Here is a 21606-nt window from a genome sequence, read left to right on the forward strand (position 1 = left end):
ACTCGCCGTGGTCGAGGCGGGCGCCGAGGTCCGGCGAGGCTGGAGACGGAGGCACGTGCTGGATCCCGCCGACCCGGTTGTCGGTGCTGTGACCGCCGGCGTCGCGAGCAAGTGGATGTCACGAACGAGCCCCCTTGCCGAAGCCGCCGTACTTTTGGAGGATCGACCGGTGGAGCTGATCGGCCGAGAGCACGACATCACGTCCCTGCGGGACTTCTTCGACGGCGCGGGCGTGCGGGGCGGGGCCGTGCTGGTGGTCGGCGACGCCGGCGTCGGCAAGACAGCGGTGCTCGACGAATTCGCCGACGGCGAGGCCCAGCGCGGCGTTCGCGTCCTGCGGGCCGCCGGCGTGCAGTTCGAGGCCGACGTCAACTACTCCACGCTGAACCAGCTGATGTTCCCGCTCGGCGACGAGATGACGACCCTCGACCCCGGACAGCGCACCGCCCTGCGGTGCGCGCTCGGCTTCGAGATCGGCCAGGTCCCCGACCGGCTCGTCGTGTCCAATGCCGCCTTGCTGTGCCTGCGCGCCGCCGCGGCCGAAAACCCGATCCTGCTCGTCGTCGACGACCTCCACTGGGTGGACCGCGCCAGTGCCGAGGTGCTCGGCTTCGTGGCCCGCCGCCTGGTCGGCAGCCCGATCGTGTTCCTGGCGGCCTGCCGGTCCGCGGAGCGTGGGTTCTTCCGCAACAGCGGGCTGACCGAGGTCGTCTTGCCGCCGCTGCCGACCGCCGCGGCCCGGACCCTGGTCGACCGCCGGTTTCCCGACTTGGCGCCCGCGGTGCGGCAACGGCTGCTCGCCGAAGCGGCCGGCAACCCGCTGGCCCTGCTGGAACTGCCGTCCGCCTTGGACGGTGACCAGCGCACCGACTTCACCGCGCTCCCCGCGGTCCTGCCCCTGTCCGAGCGGCTCCAGGCGATGTTCACCTCCCGGGTGCGCGACCTGCCGCAGCGGTGCCGGCTGATGCTGCTGCTTGGCGCGCTCGGCGGCACCACCGACCCGGCGCGCCTGCGCACGGCGGGCGGCAGCGCCTGCGACCTCGACGACCTCGCCCCGGCGGAGGAGAGCCGGCTGGTGCACCTCAGCGGCGGGCGGCCGAGCTTCCGCCACCCGCTGATCGGCGCGGCCGTCGTGGAGGCGGCCTCGGAACGGGACCGGCGCTGGGCACACGGCGCGCTGGCCGCCGTCGTCGATACCCCGGAGCGGCGGGTCCGGCACCTCGCCGAATCCGCGGTCGGTCCGGACGAACAGATCGCCGGGCAGCTGGAGGACACCGCCCGGGCCCTGCTCCGCCAGGGTGACGCCCTCGGCGCCGTCACCGCGCTGACCCGCGCGGCCGAGCTCAGCCCCGCGGCCGCCGACCTGAGCCGCCGCCTGGCCGAAGCCGCCTACATCGGCGCGGAAGCCGGCGGGGAGATGGCCACCGCGAGCAGGCTGCTGGGCGACGCACAGCGCACCGGATCCCTCGAGACCCACTCGCTGCACGCCGCCGCGGCCGCCGCGCACCTGCTGATCAACTCCGAGAGCGACGTGACGACGGCCCACCGGCTGCTGGCCGGGGCGATCGAGGCCGGCGAACACGGCTTCGACGCGAACGACCCCGTCCTGGCCGAGGCCATGCACAGCCTGATGCTGATCAGCTGGTGGGTGGGCACCGAGGAAGCCGGGCAGGCGTACCGGGCGCTGGTCGACCGGCTGAAACCGGCGCCGACCCCGGTGACCCGGGTGAACGCGGTCATCTTCACCGACCCCGCCCGCGCCTCCGCCGAAGACATCGCCACCCTCGACGGCTTGATCGACTCCGTGGGCACCGACCCGGAACCGACCCAGCTTGTCCGGATCGGCACCGCCGCGCTGTTCGCCGACCGGCTGCACCGCCTGCGTGCCCCGGAACGTCGGCTGGCCGAAACCCGCCGGCAGGGCAAGGGCTCGGCCCGGCGGCACCTCGGCGCGCTGATCCACCTGGCGCTCGACGCCTTCCACGGTGGCCGCTGGACCGAGGCCGGTGAGTGGGCCGACGAGGGACTCGTCGTGTGCGCCGAACACGGGTTCCGGTTCTTCCGCTGGTACTTCGACTGGGTGCACGCGCTCGTCGCGGCCGCGCGAGGCCGGGTCGAGGCCGCCCGGCAGCTGACCGACGACACGATCCGCTGGGCCGGCGCCCACCAGGCCGCGGGCGTCACTTACTTCGCTCTGCAGGCGCGCACCCTCGCCGACATCGCCGCCGGCGACCACGAATCCGCCTACCACCACGCGACCCGGCTCAGCCCGGCCGGGCAGCTCGCGCCGTACCGGCCCACCGCGCTGTGGGCCGGCTTCGACCTCGTCGACGCCGCCTTGCACACGGGACGCCGCGCCGAGGCGGCCGCGCACGCCGCCACCCTTCGCGAAGCTCACCTGGACACCGTGTCGCCCCGGCTGGGTCTGCTGAGCGCCGCGGCCGGCGCGCTGGCGGCCGAGGACGACGACGCCCGCGCGTTGTTCGACGCGGCCTTGGCGATCCCGAACCCGGACCAGTGGCCGTTCGACGTGGCCCGGGTGCGCCTCGCGTACGGCGTGCGGCTGCGCCGGCTGCGGGACACCGGCGCGGCGCGCGAACAGCTGACCCTCGCCCACGACGCGCTGGCGGCACTCGGCGCGGACCCGTGGCGCGACCGCGCCGCCAACGAGCTGCGCGCGACTGGCCTGACCCGCCGGTCGGCGCCCGAGGGCCGGGCCGAGCTGACCCCGCAGGAACGCGAAATCGCCGAGCTCGCCGGCGCCGGCCTGACCAACAAGCAGATCGGGCAGAAGCTGTTCATCTCCCACCGGACCGTCGGCGACCACCTGTACAAGATCTTCCCCAAGCTGGGCATCACCTCGCGTGCCGCGCTGCGGGACGCGCTGACCGCCTACGAGCAGGACGAGCGGGTGGACACGACAGTCATGTGACGGGTGCTGTCGCCGGGCGGGCGCGGTGACCCTGGACGTATGAACCCAGACCCGCATCCCGGGATCCACTGGCCCCCCGGCTGGGGGCCGGACCGGTGCGACAGCTTCGTCCACCACCGGCGCCGGACCTCCGCGCCCACGGGCGTGGTCTTCGCGAAGCTGGCCGCCGTCGAGGAGTGGCCGAAGTGGCAGCGCGCGGTGGACCGCACCGAAATCGCCGGCGACCTGGCCGTCGGCAGCCGGTTCGTGGTCGTGTCCCCACCGCACACCTTCGACGGGATCGTCGGCGAGTTCGTCCCGCCGACCCGGTTCGGCTGGGCCGCGGTCGGCGACCAGCTGAGCTTCTACCAGTCGTGGCTGCTGCTGGAGGACCCCGGCGGGGGCGCCCTGGTGATCTTCGAGGAGGCGTCCCGCGGCTTGGCGGCCCTGCTGCCCACCGGCCGGGCCGAGCTGACGCGCGGCTGGCTCGACACGCTGCCGCCCGAGCCGTGACGGGGTACCGGGTTCTCCGCACGCCGGTCCGGAGACAGGCGGGTCACTCACCACGGTGAGCGACCCGCCTGTCCGCGTTCCGGCTCCCGTATCGTCCGGTGCTGAACCGTTTCGGAGGTGTGGGCCCATGGCGGATGCGCCGATCGTCCTGCTGCACGGCTTCTACCACGGCTCGTGGGCGTGGACGGACGTCGTCGCCGAGCTCGCCGCGCGTGGCCGCGCGGCGGTCGCGGTCGACATGGCGGCGCACGGGCTGCTGGCGAAAGCCCCGGTCGCGGCGAACCGCCGCCCGTTCGACCCGGCGGCCTTCGCCACCGAGCCGTCACCGGTCGCCGGGATCGGGCTCGACGCCGCCGCCGACCTGCTGATCGCCCAGCTGTCCCGCGCCGGCCGGGGCAACCCGGTGTCGGTGGTGACCCACAGCATGGGCGGCGCGGTGCTGACGAGGGCGGCCGAGCGGGAGCCGGGCCTCGTCGCCCACCTGGTGTACCTCGCCGCCTACATGCCGGCCACGAACACTCCCTGCCTGGCCTACCCGTCCCTGCCCGAGGGCAGCAGCAACCGGTTCATGCCGCTGCTGGTCGGGGACCCGGCCGCCACGGGCGCGCTGCGGATCGACCCCCGCAGTCCCGACCCCGCGGTCCAGGACGCCATCCGCGAGGCCTTCTACGGCGACGTCGAGCCGCCGACCGCGGCGGCCGCGACCGCGCTGCTGAGTTGCGACGCGCCACTGGCGATGGTCACCGACAGCACGGAACTCACCGAGCACGGCTGGGGATCGCTGCCCCGCACCTACGTGGTGTGCACCGAGGACCGCACCATCCCGGCTCCGCTGCAGCGGCTGTTCATCAGCCAGGCCGACGCGGCCTTCCCCGCGAACCCCACGACGGTCATCGAGCTCACCGCGTCGCACTCGGCGTTCCTGTCCGTCCCCGGCCGCGTCGCCGAACTCCTCGCCGACCTCCCCTGACGGCGACTGGTCACCCGGCGACCGTCACGGTCACGGTCATCTGACGGGCGCTGCTCCCCCGCCGTCCGGACAACCATGGTTTCCATCAGCACGAACGAAAACCCCGATCCTCACGGAGGAAACCATGGCCACCACCAAGCCGACCATCGTCCTGTCGCACGGCGCGTTCGCCGAGTCCGGCGGCTGGGGTCCGGTCGTCGAGCGCCTGCAGGCCGCGGGACACCGCGTCGTCGCGGCGGCCAACCCGCTGCGCTCGGTGGCCTACGACGCGGCCCAGCTGCGCGCCCTGGTCGACACCATCGACGGCCCGGTCGTCCTGGTCGGCCACTCCTACGGCGGAATGGTCATCAGCAAGGCCGCCACGGGCACCGACAACGTCACGGCCCTGGTCTACATCGCGGCCTTCGCCCCGGAAGCCGGCGAGAGCGCCGCGGACCTGTCCGGCCAGTTCCCCGGCAGCACCCTCGCCGAGACGCTCCGCCCGGTCCCGCTGCCCGACGGCAACCAGGACATGTACGTCGCCCAGGAGCTCTACCGGCAGCAGTTCGCCGCCGACGTGCCCGAGGAGACGACCCGGGTCATGGCGGCCACCCAGCGGCCGATCACCGCCGCGGCGCTGAACGAGGCCGCCGACGGCCCGCAGGCCTGGGCCGGGATCCCGAGCTACTTCCTGATCGCCGAGGCGGACAAGAACATCCCGGCCGCCGCCCACCACTTCATGGCCGAGCGGGCCAAGGGCGAGGTCGTCAGCATCGAAGGCGCCTCCCACGCCGTGTTCGCCTCGCACCCGGCCGAGGTCGCCGATCTCGTGCTGCGCGCGGCCGGCGCCTGAACCCCCGTCCTCGTTCCCGCAACCGCACCGCTACCTGCGGTGCCGGCCCGTCCGGGCCGCGATGCCGCGGTCCGGACGGGGTGATGTCGCACTCGGAGAGCATCATGACCAGCACGCTGGATTCCCCGCCAATACCCGTTGACCACCCCCGTACTACCGGCTCCCGCCCGGCACCGGCGCGGCTGCCGCTGACCACGTTGGCCATCGGTTTCGGCCTCGCCGGCCTGGCCGAGGCATGGACCGAAGCCGCCCCGGCCCTGGCCTTGCCACGGCTGGTCCCCCAAGCGTTCTGGGCCCTCGCGGCGATCGCGTGGATGTCGCTGCTGATTGCCCACCTTGTCCGCGGCGCGCGCAGCGGCGAACGGCTGAGCAGCCAACTGCGGCACCCCGCACAAGGCCCTATCGCCGCGTTGGCCCCGGTCACCGCGATGCTGCTCGCCGCGGACCTCTTCACGTGGTCACCCGCCGGCGGACGTGTGTTGTTCCTGCTCGCCTTGGCGGCCGCCGCACTCCTCGCCGCCTGGTTGTTCGCCACGTGGTTCGTGGGACGGCTCGAACTCGAGTCCCTGCACCCGGGATACCTGCTGCCGACAGTGGCGCCGGGACTGGTCGGCGCCGATGTGGCGCACGTGGTGGGCTACCACGGTCTGGCGTGGGCGCTGTTCGGCGTCGGGACGTTCTTCGCCATCACCCTGACGGCGATGGTCCTCCTGCGCCTCACGTTCCGCTCCCCCTTGCCGGACGCCCTCGTTCCCACCACGGCGATCCTCCTGGCCCCACCCGCGGTCGCCGGAATCGCCTGGTTCTCCCTGCACGGGCACGTCGCCGACCCCGTCGCCCAGGCGATCGCCGGCCTCGGCGTCCTGCTGGTGCTGGTGCAAGCCGCGATGGTGCCGCGCTACCGCAGACTGCGCTTCACTCTGGGGTTCTGGTCCTTCACCTTCCCGCTGGCCGCCGCGGTGGCGCTGGCCGAAGAGTGGCTCGAGCTGGTCCGGCCGGCCGGCTGGGTCCCGCTCACCGGTGCACTACTGGTGTTCGTCACGATCGTCATCGGCGTCATCGCCGCCCGATCGGTGTGGACGACGAGTCGCCGGGCGGCGGATCACCCGCGGATCACTTGACAGTTCAAGTAAACCATCTTTACGATCAGTCGATCACCCGCCCGGCTCAGGGTGGGTGCCGGCCTCGCGACGAGGTGCTGTCCCGCACTGCCTGACAGCCGCCACTGTGGCAGCAGACGAGCCGATCCCGCGCACCCGTGCGGCGATCGCTCCCTAGCTTCCGAGGAGCGGTATGTCTTCGATGACAGACGATCACCACCGGCGGACACCACGCCGGCGGTGGAAGGTGGCCGCCGCAACGGCCCTCGTCGGTGCCACCACGGCGGGATCCCTGCTCGCGATACCGGCCGGCATCGCGCAGGCCGCGACCACCGCCAACGTCTGGCTCACCACCGCTGACCGCTCGAACCTGTTGCGGCAACAGGGAAGCGTCACCTTCGGCGGCGGAGGCAGCGGCCCAGTGATCACCGTGAACCCGAACTCCACCTACCAGTCCATGGTCGGGTTCGGCGCGTCGTTCACCGACGCCGCCGCGTGGAACGTCTCCAACTCCCCACGCCGCGACGAGATCATGAACGCCCTGTTCAACCCCAGCACCGGCGTGGGCCTGAGCTTCCTGCGCCAGCCCATCGGCGCGACCGACTTCTCGCGCAGCTTCTACACCTACGACGACGGCGCCGCCGACCCGAGCCTGTCGCGGTTCTCCGTCGCCCACGACAACGCCTACATCCTGCCATTGGTCAAGCAGGCCAAGGCTTTGAACCCGAAACTATCCATCATGGCCACGCCGTGGAGCGCACCGGCGTGGATGAAGAACAACAACAACCTCATCGGCGGCAACCTCAACGACAGCCAGATCGGCACCTACGCCGACTACCTGGTCAAGTTCACCCAGGCCTACGGCGCCGCCGGCGCGCCGATCGACTACCTGAGTGTGCAGAACGAACCCAAGTTCTCCCCACCCGGCTACCCCGGCATGCCGATGTCCTCGGGGCAGCAGGTCAACGTCATCAACACCCTCGCACCCAAGCTGCGGGCGGCCGGGCAGAACGCCAAGATTCTCGGCTACGACCACAACTGGGACGACGTCGACTACCCCCAGCAGGTCAACAACGGTGCCGGCACCAACGTCGCCGGCTCCGCCTGGCACTGCTACGGCGGTGACACCCCGAACTGGCAGTCGGTCGTGCACAACGCCCAGCCGAACAAGGACATCTTCTTCACCGAGTGCTCCGGCACCTCCTCCGGCGACGACGCCAGCACATTCCGGGACACGTTGCGCTGGCACGGGATCAACCTCGCCATCGGCGCCACTCGCAACTGGGCCAAGTCCGTGGCGCTGTGGAACCTGGCCCTGGACGGCAACCACGGCCCGGTCATCGGCAGCTGCACCAACTGCACCGGCGTCGTCACCACCAACGGATCGAACGTCACCTACAACGCCGAGTACTATGTCCTCGGCCACCTCAGCAAGTTCGTCCAGCCCGGCGCCGTGCGGATCGACTCCACCGGCTACGGCGACGGCGGCATCCAGAACGTCGCCTTCCGCAACCCCGACGGCACGATCGTCCTCGTCGCATTCAACAGCGGCGGCACGCAGAACTTCCAGGTCTCCTACGGCGGCCAGTCCTTCGGCTACTCCCTGCCCGGCGGCTCGATGGCCACGTTCACCTGGCCCGGCACCGGTGGCACCACCCCACCGCCGACTGGGCGCACCGGCACACTCTCGGCTCTGGGCAAGTGCCTCGACGTCACCGACGGCTCCACCGTCAACGGCAACCGGCCGCAGCTGTGGGACTGCACGTCCGGCCCAAACCAGCAGTGGACTCTGGGCACCGACGGAACGGTCCGCGGCCTCGGCAAGTGCCTCGACGTCACCGGCAGCGGCACCGCCGACGGCACGGCGGTCCAGCTGTGGGACTGCTTCGGCGGCCCGAACCAGAAGTGGTCGACCGGCGCGAACGGCTCACTGGTCAACGCCGGCAGCGGCAAGTGCCTCGACGTCACCGGCGGCGGCACGGCCAACGGCACCAAGGTGCAGATCTGGACCTGCACCGGCGGCCCGAACCAGCGCTGGACGGTCCCCGCGTGAAGGCCCACTTCGGACGGATCGCCGTAGCGGTCCTCTGCCTGGCCGGGGTGGCGATCGCCGCCCCGGCCGCGGAGGCGAGCACCGGCGCCATCACCGGCATCGGCGGCAAGTGCCTCGACGTCCCGGCCGGCACCAACGGCACGCGGGTGCAGCTGTGGTCGTGCACCGGCGGCACGGCACAGCAGTGGACGACCCGCTCCGACGGCACGATCACCGCGGCATCCGGCACGTGCCTCGACGTGGCCGGCGGTTCCCGCGCCGACGGCGCGGCAGTCCAGATCTACGACTGCAACGGCACCGGCGCCCAGCAATGGAAGTCTCAGAACGGCGTCCTCGTCAACACCGCATCCGGGAAGTGCCTGGACGCCACCGGAGTGTCCTCGGCAGACGGCACGCTGCTGCAGCTGTGGACCTGCACCGGCGGGACGAACCAGCGGTGGACGCTGCCGGGCGGCACGACCGTCCCCGCGACCGGTTTCTGCCCGGAGGGGCCCTTCGGGCCACCGCTGCCATCAGGACACCTCACCGCGGTCAAGATCCGCGACGGCTACAACTTCCTGGAGGGACCGACCTGGGACAAGGCAACCCAGAGCCTGCTGCTGACGAACATGCACAACGGGACAGGCGAGGAGAACGTCCAGCCATCGGACATACTGCGCTACACCCCCGCGACGGGAACTTTCACCACGGTGATCCCGAACGCGGGAAGCAACGGGCTCGCGCTCAGCCGCGACGGCAAGTCCATCCTCGCGGCCACCCACGACCAACGCACCGTCTCCGCGTACGACCTGGCGACCGGACAGCGGACCACGGTCGCGGCCGGCTACCAGGGCCGGCGGTTCAACTCGCCGAACGACCTCACCCAGGGCCCGGACGGCACCGTCTACTTCACCGACCCCGACTTCCAGCGCGCCGACCGCCCGGACGAGATGGGCGGCAAGACCAGCGTCTTCCGGGTGCGCGACGGCGTCGTCTCGCTGATCGACGACACGATCCGCGAGCCGAACGGGATCGAGCTGTCCCCGGACGGGACAACGCTGTACGTGGGCGGAAACGCCACCGGCAGGATCTACCGCTACCCGGTGAACGCCGACGGCAGTACCGGCCCCCGCACCGACTTCGCGTCACTGGCGGGCACCGACGGCGGCACGGTCGACTGCGCGGGCAACGTCTACCAGGTGACCTACGGCGACGGAATCGTCCACGTCTACTCCCCGTCCGGGCAGTCGCTCGGCACGATCTCCGCCGGGCCGAACGCCACCAACGCCGCCTTCGGTGGCCCGGACGGGAAAACGCTGTACATCACCTCCGGCATACCGTCCGGCGGCGGCGACAGCGGAAACTTCGCGCTCTACAGCATCCAGCTGAACGTACCGGGCTGGCCCTATTGAGCCCGTTCGAGATCAGGCGGAGGGCAGATGCAGTTTCCGGTCCGGCGGCCGGGCGTCCTGAAGCCAGGGGGACGGACTGCCGTCGGCTTCGGTGATCCGGATCGGGTCGAAGAAGCGGCGGCGGTCCGGTTCGGACAGATCGGCCGGGCACCAGGTGTACTGCGGGTCGAGGACGTCGTCACCGCCGAGATAGCTGCGTCCGGGATCCTCGGCCGACCTGCGGGACAGCCGCAGGACCCGGTGGCTGTTGACCATCGACGCCAGGGTCGCGATCGGCTGGTATCCGTGGGACTTCAGCACACCCTTGCGCGCTTTGCGCGCGAGTTCCCGGCCGCCGATGAGCGCGGCGGGATCTTTGTGGACTTTCCGCGCGAACTCCGAAAGCTCGGTTTCGGAGCTGACGCAGTCGCGGTAGGCAATCGACATACCGTCCAGGTCGCGCAGCCGAAGACCCGGCCGCAGCTCGTTGCGGCCGAGGCTGTCCCAGAAGAGCGGAGTGCCGGCCAGCGGCGCGACGAAGGAGAAGTACGACGGGAACGGCAACGCGTCGTTGCGGACGAGCGCGCGCATCTGCTCGGTCATGCGCTCGACCGAGGACATCCGGGGGTCGAAGAGATAGCCGTAGGTCAGCGCGATCCCCTGCCGCTGCGCGAACGCGACGTCCGCGAGCAGTGAACCAGCGCTGCGGGTATTCTGCCGCTTGTTGTGCGCGTCCAGGAACTCCGGGTCGAGCGATTCGATGCCGGCGAACAAGGTCCGGCACTTGTTCTTCGCCATGGCGGCGATCAGCTCGTGGTCCCCGAGTGTCTCCTGGGTGATCAGAGCACCCCACGCCCGGACCCGGCGATGTGCACCGAGCGCGGCGACCAGGTCCCGGGCGTAGGCGCGGTTGTTGGCGAAGTTGTTGTCAATGAAGGAGATCGACGGGTACAGCCACTTGAGCGACATCGGCGGACTGGCCGCGATGGCGTTGTCGATCATCTCCATCACCCGGTCCACCCCGAACCGGGTGTGGCGTGCGTTCTCCGCGGGGATCACGCAGAAGTCGCAGCGGAAGTTGCAGCCGCGGGAGGCCTCGATCAAGTGCAGCGGGCCACCGATGCCGTTGTCGGTGAGCAGCCGGTAGTTGATCGGGTAGTCGGTAAGCCGGGTCTGCGGCGAGTAGTACACGGGCCGCAGCTCACCGCGCTCGAAGTCAGCGAGCACGTCCTGGACGCTGTCGACACCGCCCGAGCACACGACGTCGAAGAACTGGCCGGCGAACGCCGGGAACTGGGTGCAGATGCTGCCCCCGGCGACCGTGACCGCGCCCTTGCGCTTGAACAGGTAAGCAAGTTGCCGCTGGCGGTCGAAGTCCATTTGCAGGCTGTTGAGGAAGACCAGATCGGCGGCAGGCACGTCCACCCCGAGCGGGCCGTGCCACATCTCGTGATACAGCGTGACGTCGTACTTGCTCGGGTCGATCTGCGAGGCGACCTGCAAACCCGCCGACGGCTGCAGCCAATGCCGGTTGCGCTGTGCGACGCGGTCACTGTGCAGGCTCGCACACACGACCATGATCTTCTTCCGGCCCGGCACTAGTCCCCTCCCTCTCGAGGTGGCGCGGCTGCCCGCCACTTGTCGAACTCCGATACCCGGTGCACGCAAGTCACCGTGCACAGCGGCGCGCACGCTTTGGGTGTGCGGAAGTGCTCGCGCAGCATGTCCAGGGTGTATTCCGCGACGGGAACCCCGGGCGTTCCGCGTTGCTGCGAGCAGTAGCTCACGATCCCGGCCTCGTCGACGTAGAGGTAACGCGCTCCCGCACGGCAATGCCAGTCGTTGGGCCGTCCTTCGGCCAGGTTGTCCTGGAAAGAGCCGGTGGCGAAAGCCTGTCCGAGCAGCGCAGCCCCGCCGCGGGACAGCCGGCGGATCTTCCGGTACACCTCACGCTCGGCGGCCGACAGCGGACGCAAAGTCCCGCTGCCGTCGTGGATGATGCCGACCGACGTCGAGAAGCCGAGTTCGTGCGCCCGCAGCGCGATGGTGTAGGCGTCGTCAGGATTCCTGATTCCGCCACCCACCACCGAGTTGATGTTGACGTCGAAGGTGGCGTAGGTCTTCAGCCAGTCCAGCCGGCGGTCGAGCACGCGCAGCGACTTCATCGAGGTCTCGTCGGGTTCTACGTTGTCGATGCTGATCTGCAGGTAGTCCAGCCCCGCGTCGTTCATGGCGGAGATCCGCCGGGGGTTGAGCCGGTAGCCGTTGGTGATGAGGCCCGCCATCATCCCGCGCGCACGCACGTGCCGGACCAGCTCGTCCAGCTGCGGGTGCAGCGTCGGCTCACCGCCGCTGAACCCGATCCCGAAGGCGCCGAGCCGCGCAACCTCGTCGATGCGCTTGCACAGGACATCCAGCGGGACCGGCGGCGAGGTCTTGTCGTACTCGTTGCAGTACGCGCAGGCCAGGTTGCAGCGGCGGATGGGCACCAGGTGCACGAGGATGGGCCGGGTCGGATCGACCAGGCCACGTCCGGCGTTGGCGATCCAGCGCCGGCGCCGGTCCAGGTTCGCGCGCTGCTTCTGCCACCGCGTCACCACCGGAGGCGAGTCGTGCGCCAGTCTCGTCACGGCCGTACCACCGCGAAGACCCCCGCCAGTTCGGCGACCGCGAGGAGCCGCTCCAGCAGCCCGACCGGAGCGGACCGATCCCACGGAACCCCCGCGGCAAAGGCGATCAGCCACCACACCACCATCACCCCCAGGACCGAGGACGCGGCGATCACCGACGCCTGGGTGAGCCGCCCGCGCCTCGGCGACGACCTCGTGAGCTGCCGGCCGAGTAGCACGAGTGCGACCGGCAGTGCCGCGAAGGCGATGACTGTCGCGGCTTCGTGCACGGATCCGGCCACGCGGTGCGGTGTCCCGGGGACGTGCGGCACCGTCGCGGTGACCACCGCCAGCCCGGCGAGCCAGATCCCGGCCGGCACGGCGACGGCCCAGCCGAGGCGGCGACCGAGTCCGAACGCCGTCGCCGTCAGCGCGGCCACTGATCCCAGCGCGACCCCGACGACGGCCAGCCGGAACGCCCACTTCCCCGCGCCCCACTGCGCTTGGCTCATGGTGTCGCGCAGCGGGTTCCACGGCATCGTGGGTGGAAAGACGTCCATCGCGATCAGGACCAGCGCACCCACGGCGGTCAGCGACAATCCGACACGCCGGGGCCACGACGGGCCGACGTCGGGCCCGTGCACCGTTTCCGGCGTGGGTGAAGTCGGCGAGCTCACGACGGACATGCCGTGATTCTCACCGGGCCCGCAGCGCCTAGCGCCCGTCAAATGACTGGCCCCGTGACGGTCTCCACGACCCTTAGTTTGGAAAGTAACTTTACTAATGCGCAGGCACGCTGTAGCGTTTCCCTCACCGCCGCCTTCACGCAGTCCTGGTGTGAACCAGCAAGCCATGGAGGAGCTTTGAGCAGACCGGCCTTCGCCCCCGCCCTCATCGCGGGCAGGAAATCCAGCAAACGCTGACGTCTCAGCCCGCCTGTCGCCCGCGACTCGGGCAGCACCGGCCACCCGCTCGGTGGCCCGCGTCCCCCCATCTTCCGGAGGTCTCTTTGTCACGCCACAAAACAGCCGCATCCCTCGCGGTTCTCCTGTGCGCCACCATCGGCGTCACCGGGCCGTCGTGGTCCGCCGCCGCTTCGCCCGGCCCCGGCGCGCTGACCACCCTCGACACCTCGGCCGGCAACCGCGCGGCGCCGGTGCCGGGCCTCTACGACTGGAGCAAGGCCGGTTTCCGCGGCGGGCTGAACCTGCCGGGCGCCGACGCCGTGAACCCCAGCGCGAGCTGCCGGATCACCGCGGCCCAGCTCGCGAGCACCTACAAGGTCAAGCCCGACGACGGTGTCGATGACACGGCCGGCATCCAGGCCGCCATCGACAAGATTCATGCGTCGTGCTCGCCGTCGGGCAGCTACACGAAGCTCAGCCTGATCACCTTCCCGGCCGGCACGCTGAACGTCACCCACGAGATCCACGTCGACGCGAACTACCTGATCCTGCGCGGCGCCGGCACGGACAAGACGAAGTTCGTCTACGCCCCCGACAAGAACACCGAGTACGACGTGCTCACGCCGGACGGCGACCAGTGGGACCAGAAGAACATGAACTACGGGGACGCGTCCGGCGGCTGGCTGTGGCCGGGCCGTGGCCTCTTCCGCGTGCAGTCGCGCGGCGTCGACCCGAGCTACGCCAGTGACTACAAGTCCGCCCCGGCCAACCGGAAGGACATCTTCGAGGGCACGATCAACGTGCACTGGAAGGCCGGCGCGAAGCTGCGCGAGAAGCCCGGTGACAAGGGCTTCGCGGCGCGGACCGGTGACAAGACCGTCTACCTGGCCACCAGCGCGAAAACGACGAACATGAAGGTCGGCGGCTTCATCAACATCCGGGCGGCGAACTCGATCGACTTCTACAAGTCGATGAGCGCGTACCCCACGACGTGGCCGCTGGAGAACCTGCACATGCGCCAGCAGTGGTTCACCATCACCGCGATCGACACCACGAACCACACGGTTTCGATCGACAAGCCGCTCGAGTACGACGTCCCGGTCGACTCCACTTCGGACGGTTCACCTGCGATCGACGGCAGCGTCTACGCGTCGAAGGCGTCGCCGATCGTCGATCCGGTGGTCGGGGTCGGCTTCGAGGACTTCACGTTCGGCCAGGTGGCCCCGCCGGGCATCACCGAGGCGCAGGCCAAGGACAACTACGGCAACCTGGCGCCGTCGCTGGCCATGCAGGGCATCGTGTTCAAGTGGGCGGCGAACTCCTGGGTGCGCAACACGCACGCGACGATGACCGGCTCACACCCGATCGTCACCGAGGAGGCCAAGAACCTGCAGATCGTGAACAACGAGCTGGACGGCTCGTGGAACAAGGGCAAGGGCGGCAACGGCTACTTCCGCGGCTCCCGGGTCTGGGACTCGCTCTACGCCGGCAACACCACCCGCGACCTGCGGCACTTCACCTTCCAGTGGTCGGCGTCGGGCAACGTCGTGATCGGCAACGACATCGACTCCGACTTCAACATCCACGGCGGCTACGAGCGCAACAACCTGTTCGAGAACAACACGAACAAGGTCTCCTACGCCCACCGCTCGGGCAACTGCACCGCGCACTGCGGCGGCGAGGGCGGCGACGGGCCCGACGAATCGACGTGGTTCCCGATCTACTGGTCGACCGGGCAGAAGGCGGTCAAGTGGTCCGGATCTTCCGGTCCCCGCAACGTGTTCTTCAACAACACCATGACCAAGCAGATCACCGCCGCCGCCGCGTACACGCCGTACTACGCCGACCACGCGAAGATCTACCAGTTCGGCTGGGACGGCTCCAGGTTCCGCCACCTGGACGTCGGCGGCACACCGATCACGGACTGGGCCCACAACGAGCAGAAGGACTACACGAACGGCCACGGCGTCGACGACACGAAGACCAGCACGGCCAAGTCCCTGTTCCTGAAGAACATCGGCTGAAAGGGGTCACCTGATGATCAAGCTACTGGCAGCGTTGTCCCTGGCCGGGCAGCTCGTGCACCCCGCGGCGACGACGATCAGCGTCGCCACCGCCACCCAGCTATCGGCAGCGCTGTCCGCGGCGAAGCCGGGCGACACGATCGTGCTGGCCGACGGCGACTACAGCGGCGCGTTCGTGGCGACCAAACCCGGCACCGCGTCCGCGCCGATCACCCTCACCGGCAGCGCCAAGGCCGTCCTGCACGACCCGCTGTTCAACCCCGGCGACACCGACTGCCCGTTCGGGCAAACCGGCTACGGCCTCTGGCTGCAGGGCGCGAGCTACTGGAACCTCAAGGGCTTCACGGTCAAGGACTCGAAGAAGGGCATCGTGCTCGACGGCGCCTCCCACGTCACCATCGACGGCGTCACCGTCCACGACATCGGCTACGAAGGCGTGCACTTCCGCAAGAGCAGCGCCTACGGCGTCATCAAGAACTCGTCGGTCTACAACACCGGCAAAGAGCAGCCCGGCTACGGCGAAGGCATCTACCTCGGCTCGGCCAACAGCAACTGGGAATGCTACGGAACCGGCGGCGGCACCGCGCCCGACGCGAGCAACTACGTCCAGGTACTGGACAACAAGATCGGCCCCGGCGTCGCGGCCGAAGGCATCGACATCAAGGAAGGCACCCACGACGGCGTCATCTCGGGCAACACCCTCGACGGCACGGGCGAGAAGAACCAGAACTCCGGCGACTCCACCATCGACGTCAAGGGCGACGGCTACCGGATCACCGGCAACAAGGTGACCAACCCGTACCTCGATGGCTTCCAGACGCACAACGTCTGGGCCAAGACCGGCTGCGGCAACATCTTCACCGGCAACACCTTCACCCTGACCAACGCCCAGGGTTACGGCATCAACGCCACCAACCAGAGCAGCTGCATCTCCCAGAAGTCGCCGAACGTGATCGGCGCGTCCAACACCGCCACCGGCGGCAAGGGAGTGTCGAAAACGCCCCTCACCCCGGGCAGCTGACCGATCGCCTCGCCGTCCTCCGAGGAGGGCGGCGAGGCGATCTGGTCCAGCGTCCGGCGGGGAACGCCAGCGATGGGGAGCCCTGCAGCCGTTACCACCGCCGGCGCGGTGAGCCGGATCCGTGGCCGGCGTCCTCACCGCGACGGGCCTGGGTCCGTTGCGGCACCCGGGCATGGCCGAGTCCGGTCTTCGCGTCAGGACCGGATGAACTCGAGCAGGTCGGCGTTGATCGTGTCTGCCTGGGTGGTGGGCATGCCGTGCGGGAACCCGGCGTAGGTCTTCAGAGTGCCGTTCTTCAGCAGCTTCGCCGAGAGCGGGCCCGAGTCGGCGTAGGGCACGATCTGGTCGTCGTCGCCGTGCATGACCAGCGTCGGCACAGTGATCTTCTTCAGGTCCTCGGTGAAGTCGGTCTGGGAGAACGCGACGATGCCGTCGTAGTGGGCCTTCGCGCCGCCCATCATGCCCTGACGCCACCAGTTCTGGATCAGCGCTTCCGACGGCTCCACGCCCGGCCGGTTGAAGCCGTAGAACGGCCCGGACGGCAGCGCCCGGTAGAACTCCGAGCGGTTGGCCGCCAGCTGGGCCTGCAGGTCGTCGAACACGCTCTTGGGCAGGCCGCCGGGGTTGGCGTCGGTCTGCACCATCAGCGGCGGCACGGCCGCGATCAGGACGGCCTTGGCCACGCGGGACTCGCCGTGGCGGGCGATGTAGTGCACGACCTCGCCACCGCCGGTGGAGTGGCCGACGTGGACGGCGTCGTGCAGGTCGAGGTGGGCGGTCACCGCGGCCAGGTCGTCGGCGTAGTGGTCCATGTCGTGCCCGTCGGCGACCTGCGTGGAGCGGCCGTGCCCGCGCCGGTCGTGGGCGACGACCCGGTAGCCGTGCTGCAGGAAGAACAGCAGCTGGGTGTCCCAGTCGTCGGCCGAGAGGGGCCAGCCGTGGCTGAACACGATCGGCTGGCCGGTGCCCCAGTCCTTGTAGAAAATCTCGACACCATCGGTGGTGGTGATGGTCGGCATCGGCGTGGTCTCCGTCCCTGAAGGTGAGGCATGGCCTCGTTGCGGTCACGGTGGCTCCCGGAATCTCCGCAAGCCGCCTTGTTCGACAGTGACCATCGTGGCCGTAGCCGCGGCGCCGTAACGCCCGTCAAATGACGGAATCGTCGGGTTACCGACACTCCGTGACCATGCGGCGGGTTCGGCTCACTCCTCGTGTTTCTGCAGTACAGACCGGGGGTGAACGCCGGCGCCGACCAGGTCGCGGTAGTCCGGATGGGCCGCGATCCAGCTCGCGTAGAACGGGCACAGCGGCACCACCCGCAGTGCCCGGCCGCGCACGTCGTCGAGGGAGTGGCGGGCCAGCTTGCTGCCCAGGCCACGGCCCTCGTAGGCGGGTGCTACCTCGGTGTGGACGAACACGATCCGCTGTCCTTCGAGGTAGTAGACGGCGAAGCCCGCCAGTGCGCCGTCCACGGTGATCTCGTAGCGGTGCTGAGCGGGGTTGTCCCGCACGTCGATGTCGCTCATGGTTTCTCCTGCGGGGGGTTAGCTAGGGTCGGGGCGGAGGCGGACGACGCGTTTGCCGAACCCGTGCCGGGTGGCGACGTCGACGTAGGCGCGGCGGATCTCCTCGAGCGGGTACTCGGCCTCGAGCGGCACGACGACTTTCCCGGACACGATCAGCTGCGCCAGCTCGGCCCAGATGCCGGGTGCCATGGCGTCCCCGTTGCCTCGGGCCTGCACACCGTAGCGTTGCACCGCTGCGTAGTCGGCGATCGTGTTGATACGGTGCGGGGGCACGCCGAGCTCGATGGCGAGGTCGACGTACCCCCCGCCGAAGGTGTCGATGACCGCGTCGATCCCGTCGGGAGCCAGCTCCTGCAGCCGGGCACCCAGATCAGGTCCGTATGCGACAGGCTCGACGCCGAGGTCGTGCAGGCGCGGCGCGTTGCGCAGCGACGTGCCGCCGATGACGCGGGCACCGGTGAGCCGGGCCAGTTGCACGGTGAACACCCCGGCACCACCCGATGCCGAGGACACGAACACCGTCTCGCCCGCAGCCGGCTTGACCGCCGCGACGCCCGCCCACCCGGTGGCACCCGAGGCGGGAATGGTCGCGGCGGACGCGAAGTCGATTCCGGCGGGAAGCGTGGCCGCGGTGTTCGCGTCGACGACGGTGAAGTCGGCCATCGCGGCGCGAGGCGCGAACCCGATCACCGGGTCGCCGACGGCGAAGCCGGTGACGCCCGGGCCGAGCCCGGCGACCACGCCGGAGAAGTCGTGCCCCTGGCCCATCGGGAACTCCGCCGGCCAGACCCGGGCGAAGGCGCCCTCGCGGATGCCGACCTCGGCCGGGTTGAGCGAGGCCACCACGACCTCGACGAGGAGCTGTCCCTCGGCGGGATCGGGGCGGGCGACATCGACGACGGACAGGACTTCGGGTCCGCCGTAACGGGTGAACTGCACTGCTCTGGGCACGATCGCCTCCTGGCTGCCGGGTCGGTGGTCGGGTGGGTCAGTCGGGTTGTCCGGCCATCCGCTCGAGCACGAAGATCGGCATCTTCCGGTCCGTTTTCTTCTGGTATTCGACGTAGTCCGGCCAGACGACGATCGCCCGCTCCCACCACACCTGGTACTCCTCGTCGTCGACTTCCCGGGCGAGGTAGTCGTGCTTGTGCGCGCCGTCCTGCAGTTCGACGTGCGGGTTGGCCGTGAGATTCGCGTACCAGGCGGGGTTGGTCGGGGCGCCGCCGAGGGAGGCGACCACGGCGTAGACGCCGTCGTGCTCGATCCGTATCAGCGGGGATTTGCGCAGCTTGCCGGTCTTGGCGCCGACGCTGGTGAGGATGATGATCGGGGCGCCGGCCGGGTTCTTGCCGGTGTCGCCGGCGCCGTCGTGCGCTTCGAAGGCTTCGACCTGCTCGCGGGCCAGGTCGAACGTCGGTGGCGAGTACTCGCCGTGCAGAGGCATGACGATGCTCCTTAAGAGTCGAGTTGCCGCTGTGCGGTCATGGTGTCGACGACGTACCACATGTCGTCGATGCGGCCGTCGCGGATTCGGTAGAAGACGGTTTCGTCGATTTCGAACGAGCCGCCGGTGGGGCGGATGCCGATCCACTCGCCCACCGGTGTGCCGGTGTCGGTGAGGCGGGCGGCCAGGCGGTCGTCAACGGCGATGACGTCGCGGAGGGTCCAGACCAGGTCGGGGACCGCTTCGGTGGTGGTGTGGCGGATGTCGGCGATGACCTGGTCGCGGTCGACCACTATGCCGTTGCGGGTGACCTGCTCGTGGAGGAGCTCACCGAGTTCGTCGAACTGCCGGTTGTTGAGCAGGTCGAGGTAGCGACGGTAGAACTCATACGCGTTGTGGGGGGACACGGGTTGTCGGCGGCGGGTCAGACGGCCGCGACCGCGGCGGCTTCGCGCACCGACCGCATCGCGCCGGCCCAGCTTTCCAGCTGGTCGAACAGCACCTGGGCGAAGGTGGCGTTGATCTCGGCGGGCTTGAAGGCGCTGAAGTTCTCGAAGTCGGTGAACAGCGAGAAGCTGACCTGCTGCTGCACGTGCGCGACCTGCAGCTCGCTGAGCACGCCGCGCAGGTGCTCGATGGCCCGCGCGCCGCCGACGCCGCCGTAGCTGACGAACCCGGCCGCCTTGTTGTTCCACTCGTTGTAGAGGAAGTCGATCGCGTTCTTCAGCACGCCGGAGGTGGAGTGGTTGTACTCCGGGGTGACGAACACGTACGCGTCGTACTCGGCGACCTTGCTGGCCCACGCCTTGGTGTGGTCCTTGGAGTACAGGTCCGGGCCGGCCTTGGCCGAGGCCGGCTCGTCCAGGTGCGGCAGCGGGTAGTCGAGCAGGTCCAGCAGCTCGTACTCGGCGCCGGTGCGGCCGGCGGCCTGGGCCAGGACCCAGTCGGCGACGGCCTTGCCGTTGCGGCCGGGACGGGTGCTGCCGAGGACGACAGCGATCTTCAGAGCAGACATCGGTGATCCTTCGAGTTGATTACATGAACGTTCACGTAGTTCTATCAGCCTGGCTCCCGAAGATCCACCGGGCGTAGGCTCACCCGGTGACGGAGGAACCCGACTGGCTGACCGCGGACGAGGCGCGCACGTGGCGCGCGCTGCACGCGGCGCTGGTTCTGTTGCCTGTCGCGTTGGACGCGCAGCTGCAGCGTGACGCGCAGCTGAGCTATCTGGAGTACTACGTGCTGGCGGGGCTGACCGAGGTGCCCTCGGGCCGGCGGCGCCTCACCGAACTGGCCGTCTTGACCAGCGCCGAGCTGTCCCGGATCTCACATCTGGTCGCGCGGCTGGAGAAGCGTGGCCTGGTCGAGCGCCACACCGATCCCGACGACGCCCGGTTCACCAACGCGGTGCTCACCGAGGCCGGCCGGGCGAAGATGGAGCAGGCGGCGCCGGGTCACGTGGCGACCGTCCGGAAGCTGGTCTTCGACGGGCTCGGGCGGACTGGGCGGTCGGAGTTGCAGAACACCGCGACCCGGATCGTGGCGGCGCTCAGCGCGAGCGACCTGCCGCTGGCACCGTCCATCCGCAAGGCGCTGCGCGAGAGCACGTAGCCCGTCACGGTCTGGCGTCCGCGAGGGAGGGTCCTCCTGCGGCCAGGCGCATCAGCCGGGTGTCGAAGTCGAGGTCGTCGGCGGTCTTCTCGGCGCGGGTCGCGTTGCCGTTGAAGTTGTGCTGGTAGCCCTTCCACGCCGCGTCGGTGATCGTGTCGGCGACGCGCGCCCGGACGAGTGCGACGAACTCCACGGCCGCCCGCTCGATCCGCTTGCTCAGTGCCGGGTCCGCCCAGTCTTCGGGTGCGGCGAACAGCGAGGTGGGCACCGGCATCGCCCGCAGGAAGGCGAAGAGGGGACGCAGTTGCTCGTCCACCACCATCGCGTGGCGGGCCGTTCCCGCGGTCGCGGTGAGGATGACCGGTTTGGCGACGATCAGGTCGTTGTCGAGCAGGTCCACGAAGGACTTGAACAGGCCGCTGATCCCGGCCTTGTAGACAGGAGTCGCGACGATCAGCCCGTCGGCGGCGCCGACCTGTTCGATCGCGTGCTGGACGGTCGCGACCGGGTCGGCGGAGACGATCGACTGTCCGATGTCGGCGGCCAGCGCCGCGAGGTCGACGAACGATGCGGTGACCTGCTGGTCGCCGGTGCGCAGGCGGTCCATCACCGCCGCGGCGGTGCGCTCGGCGAGCATCCGCGTGGTCGACGGGTCGCTTACGCCCGCGCTGAGCACCACGACGCGGAGCGGGTTCGCTGGAGTCTTGTCGGTCATGA

General features: G+C 69.9%; 20 protein-coding genes. 10 read left to right on the top strand and 10 right to left on the bottom strand.

What is annotated here, in order from left to right:
• The first annotated feature begins 169 nt into the window (after positions 1-169).
• The 7 genes from ACWDN5_RS25810 (at position 170) to ACWDN5_RS25840 (ending at position 9770) form a co-directional block, all read left to right on the top strand.
• Entirely contained in the window at positions 170-2932 is a 2763-nt protein-coding gene (locus ACWDN5_RS25810; RefSeq protein WP_449678060.1) for an AAA family ATPase, read from the top strand.
• Positions 2933-2971: 39 nt separating this feature from the next.
• Positions 2972-3424, top strand: a complete 453-nt coding sequence (locus ACWDN5_RS25815) for a hypothetical protein (protein WP_449678061.1) — start codon at positions 2972-2974, stop codon at positions 3422-3424.
• 127 nt (positions 3425-3551) lie between these two features.
• Positions 3552-4394, top strand: a complete 843-nt coding sequence (locus ACWDN5_RS25820; RefSeq protein ID WP_449678062.1) for an alpha/beta hydrolase — start codon at positions 3552-3554, stop codon at positions 4392-4394.
• Between the two features lie 124 nt (positions 4395-4518).
• Positions 4519-5226 carry an alpha/beta fold hydrolase gene (locus ACWDN5_RS25825; RefSeq protein WP_449678063.1) on the top strand — a complete coding sequence of 236 codons (708 nt, stop codon included), beginning with the start codon at positions 4519-4521 and terminating at the stop codon, positions 5224-5226.
• Between the two features lie 104 nt (positions 5227-5330).
• Positions 5331-6347 carry an SLAC1 family transporter gene (locus ACWDN5_RS25830; protein WP_449678064.1) on the top strand — a complete coding sequence of 339 codons (1017 nt, stop codon included), beginning with the start codon at positions 5331-5333 and terminating at the stop codon, positions 6345-6347.
• Between the two features lie 181 nt (positions 6348-6528).
• Complete coding sequence (locus ACWDN5_RS25835; protein WP_449678065.1) at positions 6529-8379, top strand: ricin-type beta-trefoil lectin domain protein; 1851 nt, start codon at positions 6529-6531, stop codon at positions 8377-8379.
• Positions 8376-9770: an SMP-30/gluconolactonase/LRE family protein gene (locus ACWDN5_RS25840; protein ID WP_449678066.1), complete on the top strand. Its 1395-nt coding sequence runs from the start codon at positions 8376-8378 to the stop codon at positions 9768-9770. Before ACWDN5_RS25835 ends, ACWDN5_RS25840 begins: the two co-directional genes overlap by 4 nt.
• A gap of 12 nt (positions 9771-9782) precedes the next feature.
• On the opposite strand, the gene ACWDN5_RS25845 is transcribed toward ACWDN5_RS25840, so the two are convergent.
• The 3 genes from ACWDN5_RS25845 to ACWDN5_RS25855 are packed head-to-tail and all read right to left on the bottom strand — an operon-like array spanning position 9783 to position 13044.
• Positions 9783-11348 carry a B12-binding domain-containing radical SAM protein gene (locus ACWDN5_RS25845; protein ID WP_449678067.1) on the bottom strand — a complete coding sequence of 522 codons (1566 nt, stop codon included), beginning with the start codon at positions 11346-11348 and terminating at the stop codon, positions 9783-9785.
• Complete coding sequence (locus tag ACWDN5_RS25850; protein ID WP_449678068.1) at positions 11348-12379, bottom strand: radical SAM protein; 1032 nt, start codon at positions 12377-12379, stop codon at positions 11348-11350. The genes ACWDN5_RS25845 and ACWDN5_RS25850 overlap by 1 nt, the downstream gene beginning before the upstream one ends.
• Positions 12376-13044 (bottom strand): DUF998 domain-containing protein, encoded by a 669-nt coding sequence (locus ACWDN5_RS25855; RefSeq protein WP_449678069.1) that lies wholly within the window; start codon positions 13042-13044, stop codon positions 12376-12378. The genes ACWDN5_RS25850 and ACWDN5_RS25855 overlap by 4 nt, the downstream gene beginning before the upstream one ends.
• Positions 13045-13367: 323 nt before the next feature.
• Here ACWDN5_RS25855 and ACWDN5_RS25860 point away from each other — a divergent pair, with 323 nt between their 5' ends.
• Together ACWDN5_RS25860 and ACWDN5_RS25865 are read left to right on the top strand one after the other, a co-directional pair.
• Positions 13368-15287 (top strand): hypothetical protein, encoded by a 1920-nt coding sequence (locus tag ACWDN5_RS25860; RefSeq protein ID WP_449678070.1) that lies wholly within the window; start codon positions 13368-13370, stop codon positions 15285-15287.
• A 13-nt stretch (positions 15288-15300) separates the two neighbouring features.
• A complete protein-coding gene (locus ACWDN5_RS25865) occupies positions 15301-16308 on the top strand; it encodes a right-handed parallel beta-helix repeat-containing protein (RefSeq protein ID WP_449678071.1) in 1008 nt (335 codons plus the stop codon).
• Between the two features lie 194 nt (positions 16309-16502).
• Here ACWDN5_RS25865 and ACWDN5_RS25870 read toward each other — a convergent pair whose 3' ends face one another.
• From ACWDN5_RS25870 to ACWDN5_RS25895, 6 genes are all read right to left on the bottom strand, one after another.
• A complete protein-coding gene (locus ACWDN5_RS25870; protein WP_449678072.1) occupies positions 16503-17327 on the bottom strand; it encodes an alpha/beta fold hydrolase in 825 nt (274 codons plus the stop codon).
• Positions 17328-17510: 183 nt separating this feature from the next.
• A complete protein-coding gene (locus tag ACWDN5_RS25875) occupies positions 17511-17834 on the bottom strand; it encodes a GNAT family N-acetyltransferase (protein ID WP_449678073.1) in 324 nt (107 codons plus the stop codon).
• Positions 17835-17852: 18 nt separating this feature from the next.
• A complete protein-coding gene (locus ACWDN5_RS25880) occupies positions 17853-18785 on the bottom strand; it encodes an NADP-dependent oxidoreductase (RefSeq protein WP_449678074.1) in 933 nt (310 codons plus the stop codon).
• Between the two features lie 37 nt (positions 18786-18822).
• The gene (locus ACWDN5_RS25885) at positions 18823-19278 is read right to left on the bottom strand and encodes a nitroreductase family deazaflavin-dependent oxidoreductase (RefSeq protein ID WP_449678075.1); all 456 of its coding nucleotides are present in this window, start codon (positions 19276-19278) and stop codon (positions 18823-18825) included.
• A gap of 11 nt (positions 19279-19289) precedes the next feature.
• Entirely contained in the window at positions 19290-19685 is a 396-nt protein-coding gene (locus ACWDN5_RS25890; RefSeq protein ID WP_449678076.1) for an ester cyclase, read from the bottom strand.
• Positions 19686-19702: 17 nt separating this feature from the next.
• Positions 19703-20293 carry an NADPH-dependent FMN reductase gene (locus tag ACWDN5_RS25895; RefSeq protein ID WP_449678077.1) on the bottom strand — a complete coding sequence of 197 codons (591 nt, stop codon included), beginning with the start codon at positions 20291-20293 and terminating at the stop codon, positions 19703-19705.
• Positions 20294-20379: 86 nt separating this feature from the next.
• Between ACWDN5_RS25895 and ACWDN5_RS25900 the strand changes: the two genes are divergently transcribed.
• Positions 20380-20889: a MarR family winged helix-turn-helix transcriptional regulator gene (locus tag ACWDN5_RS25900; protein WP_449678078.1), complete on the top strand. Its 510-nt coding sequence runs from the start codon at positions 20380-20382 to the stop codon at positions 20887-20889.
• A gap of 4 nt (positions 20890-20893) precedes the next feature.
• Here ACWDN5_RS25900 and ACWDN5_RS25905 read toward each other — a convergent pair whose 3' ends face one another.
• Positions 20894-21604, bottom strand: a complete 711-nt coding sequence (locus tag ACWDN5_RS25905) for a CE1759 family FMN reductase (RefSeq protein WP_449678079.1) — start codon at positions 21602-21604, stop codon at positions 20894-20896.
• Positions 21605-21606 lie beyond the last annotated feature (2 nt).

The organism is Amycolatopsis sp. NPDC003731 (assembly GCF_053586895.1).

Coding starts and splice junctions, on each gene's coding strand:
- ACWDN5_RS25815 (WP_449678061.1), top strand. CDS start 2,972: ATGAACCCAGACCCGCATCCCGGGATCCACTGGCCCCCCGGCTGGGGG.
- ACWDN5_RS25820 (WP_449678062.1), top strand. CDS start 3,552: ATGGCGGATGCGCCGATCGTCCTGCTGCACGGCTTCTACCACGGCTCG.
- ACWDN5_RS25825 (WP_449678063.1), top strand. CDS start 4,519: ATGGCCACCACCAAGCCGACCATCGTCCTGTCGCACGGCGCGTTCGCC.
- ACWDN5_RS25830 (WP_449678064.1), top strand. CDS start 5,331: ATGACCAGCACGCTGGATTCCCCGCCAATACCCGTTGACCACCCCCGT.
- ACWDN5_RS25835 (WP_449678065.1), top strand. CDS start 6,529: ATGACAGACGATCACCACCGGCGGACACCACGCCGGCGGTGGAAGGTG.
- ACWDN5_RS25855 (WP_449678069.1), bottom strand. CDS start 13,044: ATGTCCGTCGTGAGCTCGCCGACTTCACCCACGCCGGAAACGGTGCAC.
- ACWDN5_RS25865 (WP_449678071.1), top strand. CDS start 15,301: ATGATCAAGCTACTGGCAGCGTTGTCCCTGGCCGGGCAGCTCGTGCAC.
- ACWDN5_RS25870 (WP_449678072.1), bottom strand. CDS start 17,327: ATGCCGACCATCACCACCACCGATGGTGTCGAGATTTTCTACAAGGAC.
- ACWDN5_RS25875 (WP_449678073.1), bottom strand. CDS start 17,834: ATGAGCGACATCGACGTGCGGGACAACCCCGCTCAGCACCGCTACGAG.
- ACWDN5_RS25885 (WP_449678075.1), bottom strand. CDS start 19,278: ATGCCTCTGCACGGCGAGTACTCGCCACCGACGTTCGACCTGGCCCGC.
- ACWDN5_RS25895 (WP_449678077.1), bottom strand. CDS start 20,293: ATGTCTGCTCTGAAGATCGCTGTCGTCCTCGGCAGCACCCGTCCCGGC.
- ACWDN5_RS25905 (WP_449678079.1), bottom strand. CDS start 21,604: ATGACCGACAAGACTCCAGCGAACCCGCTCCGCGTCGTGGTGCTCAGC.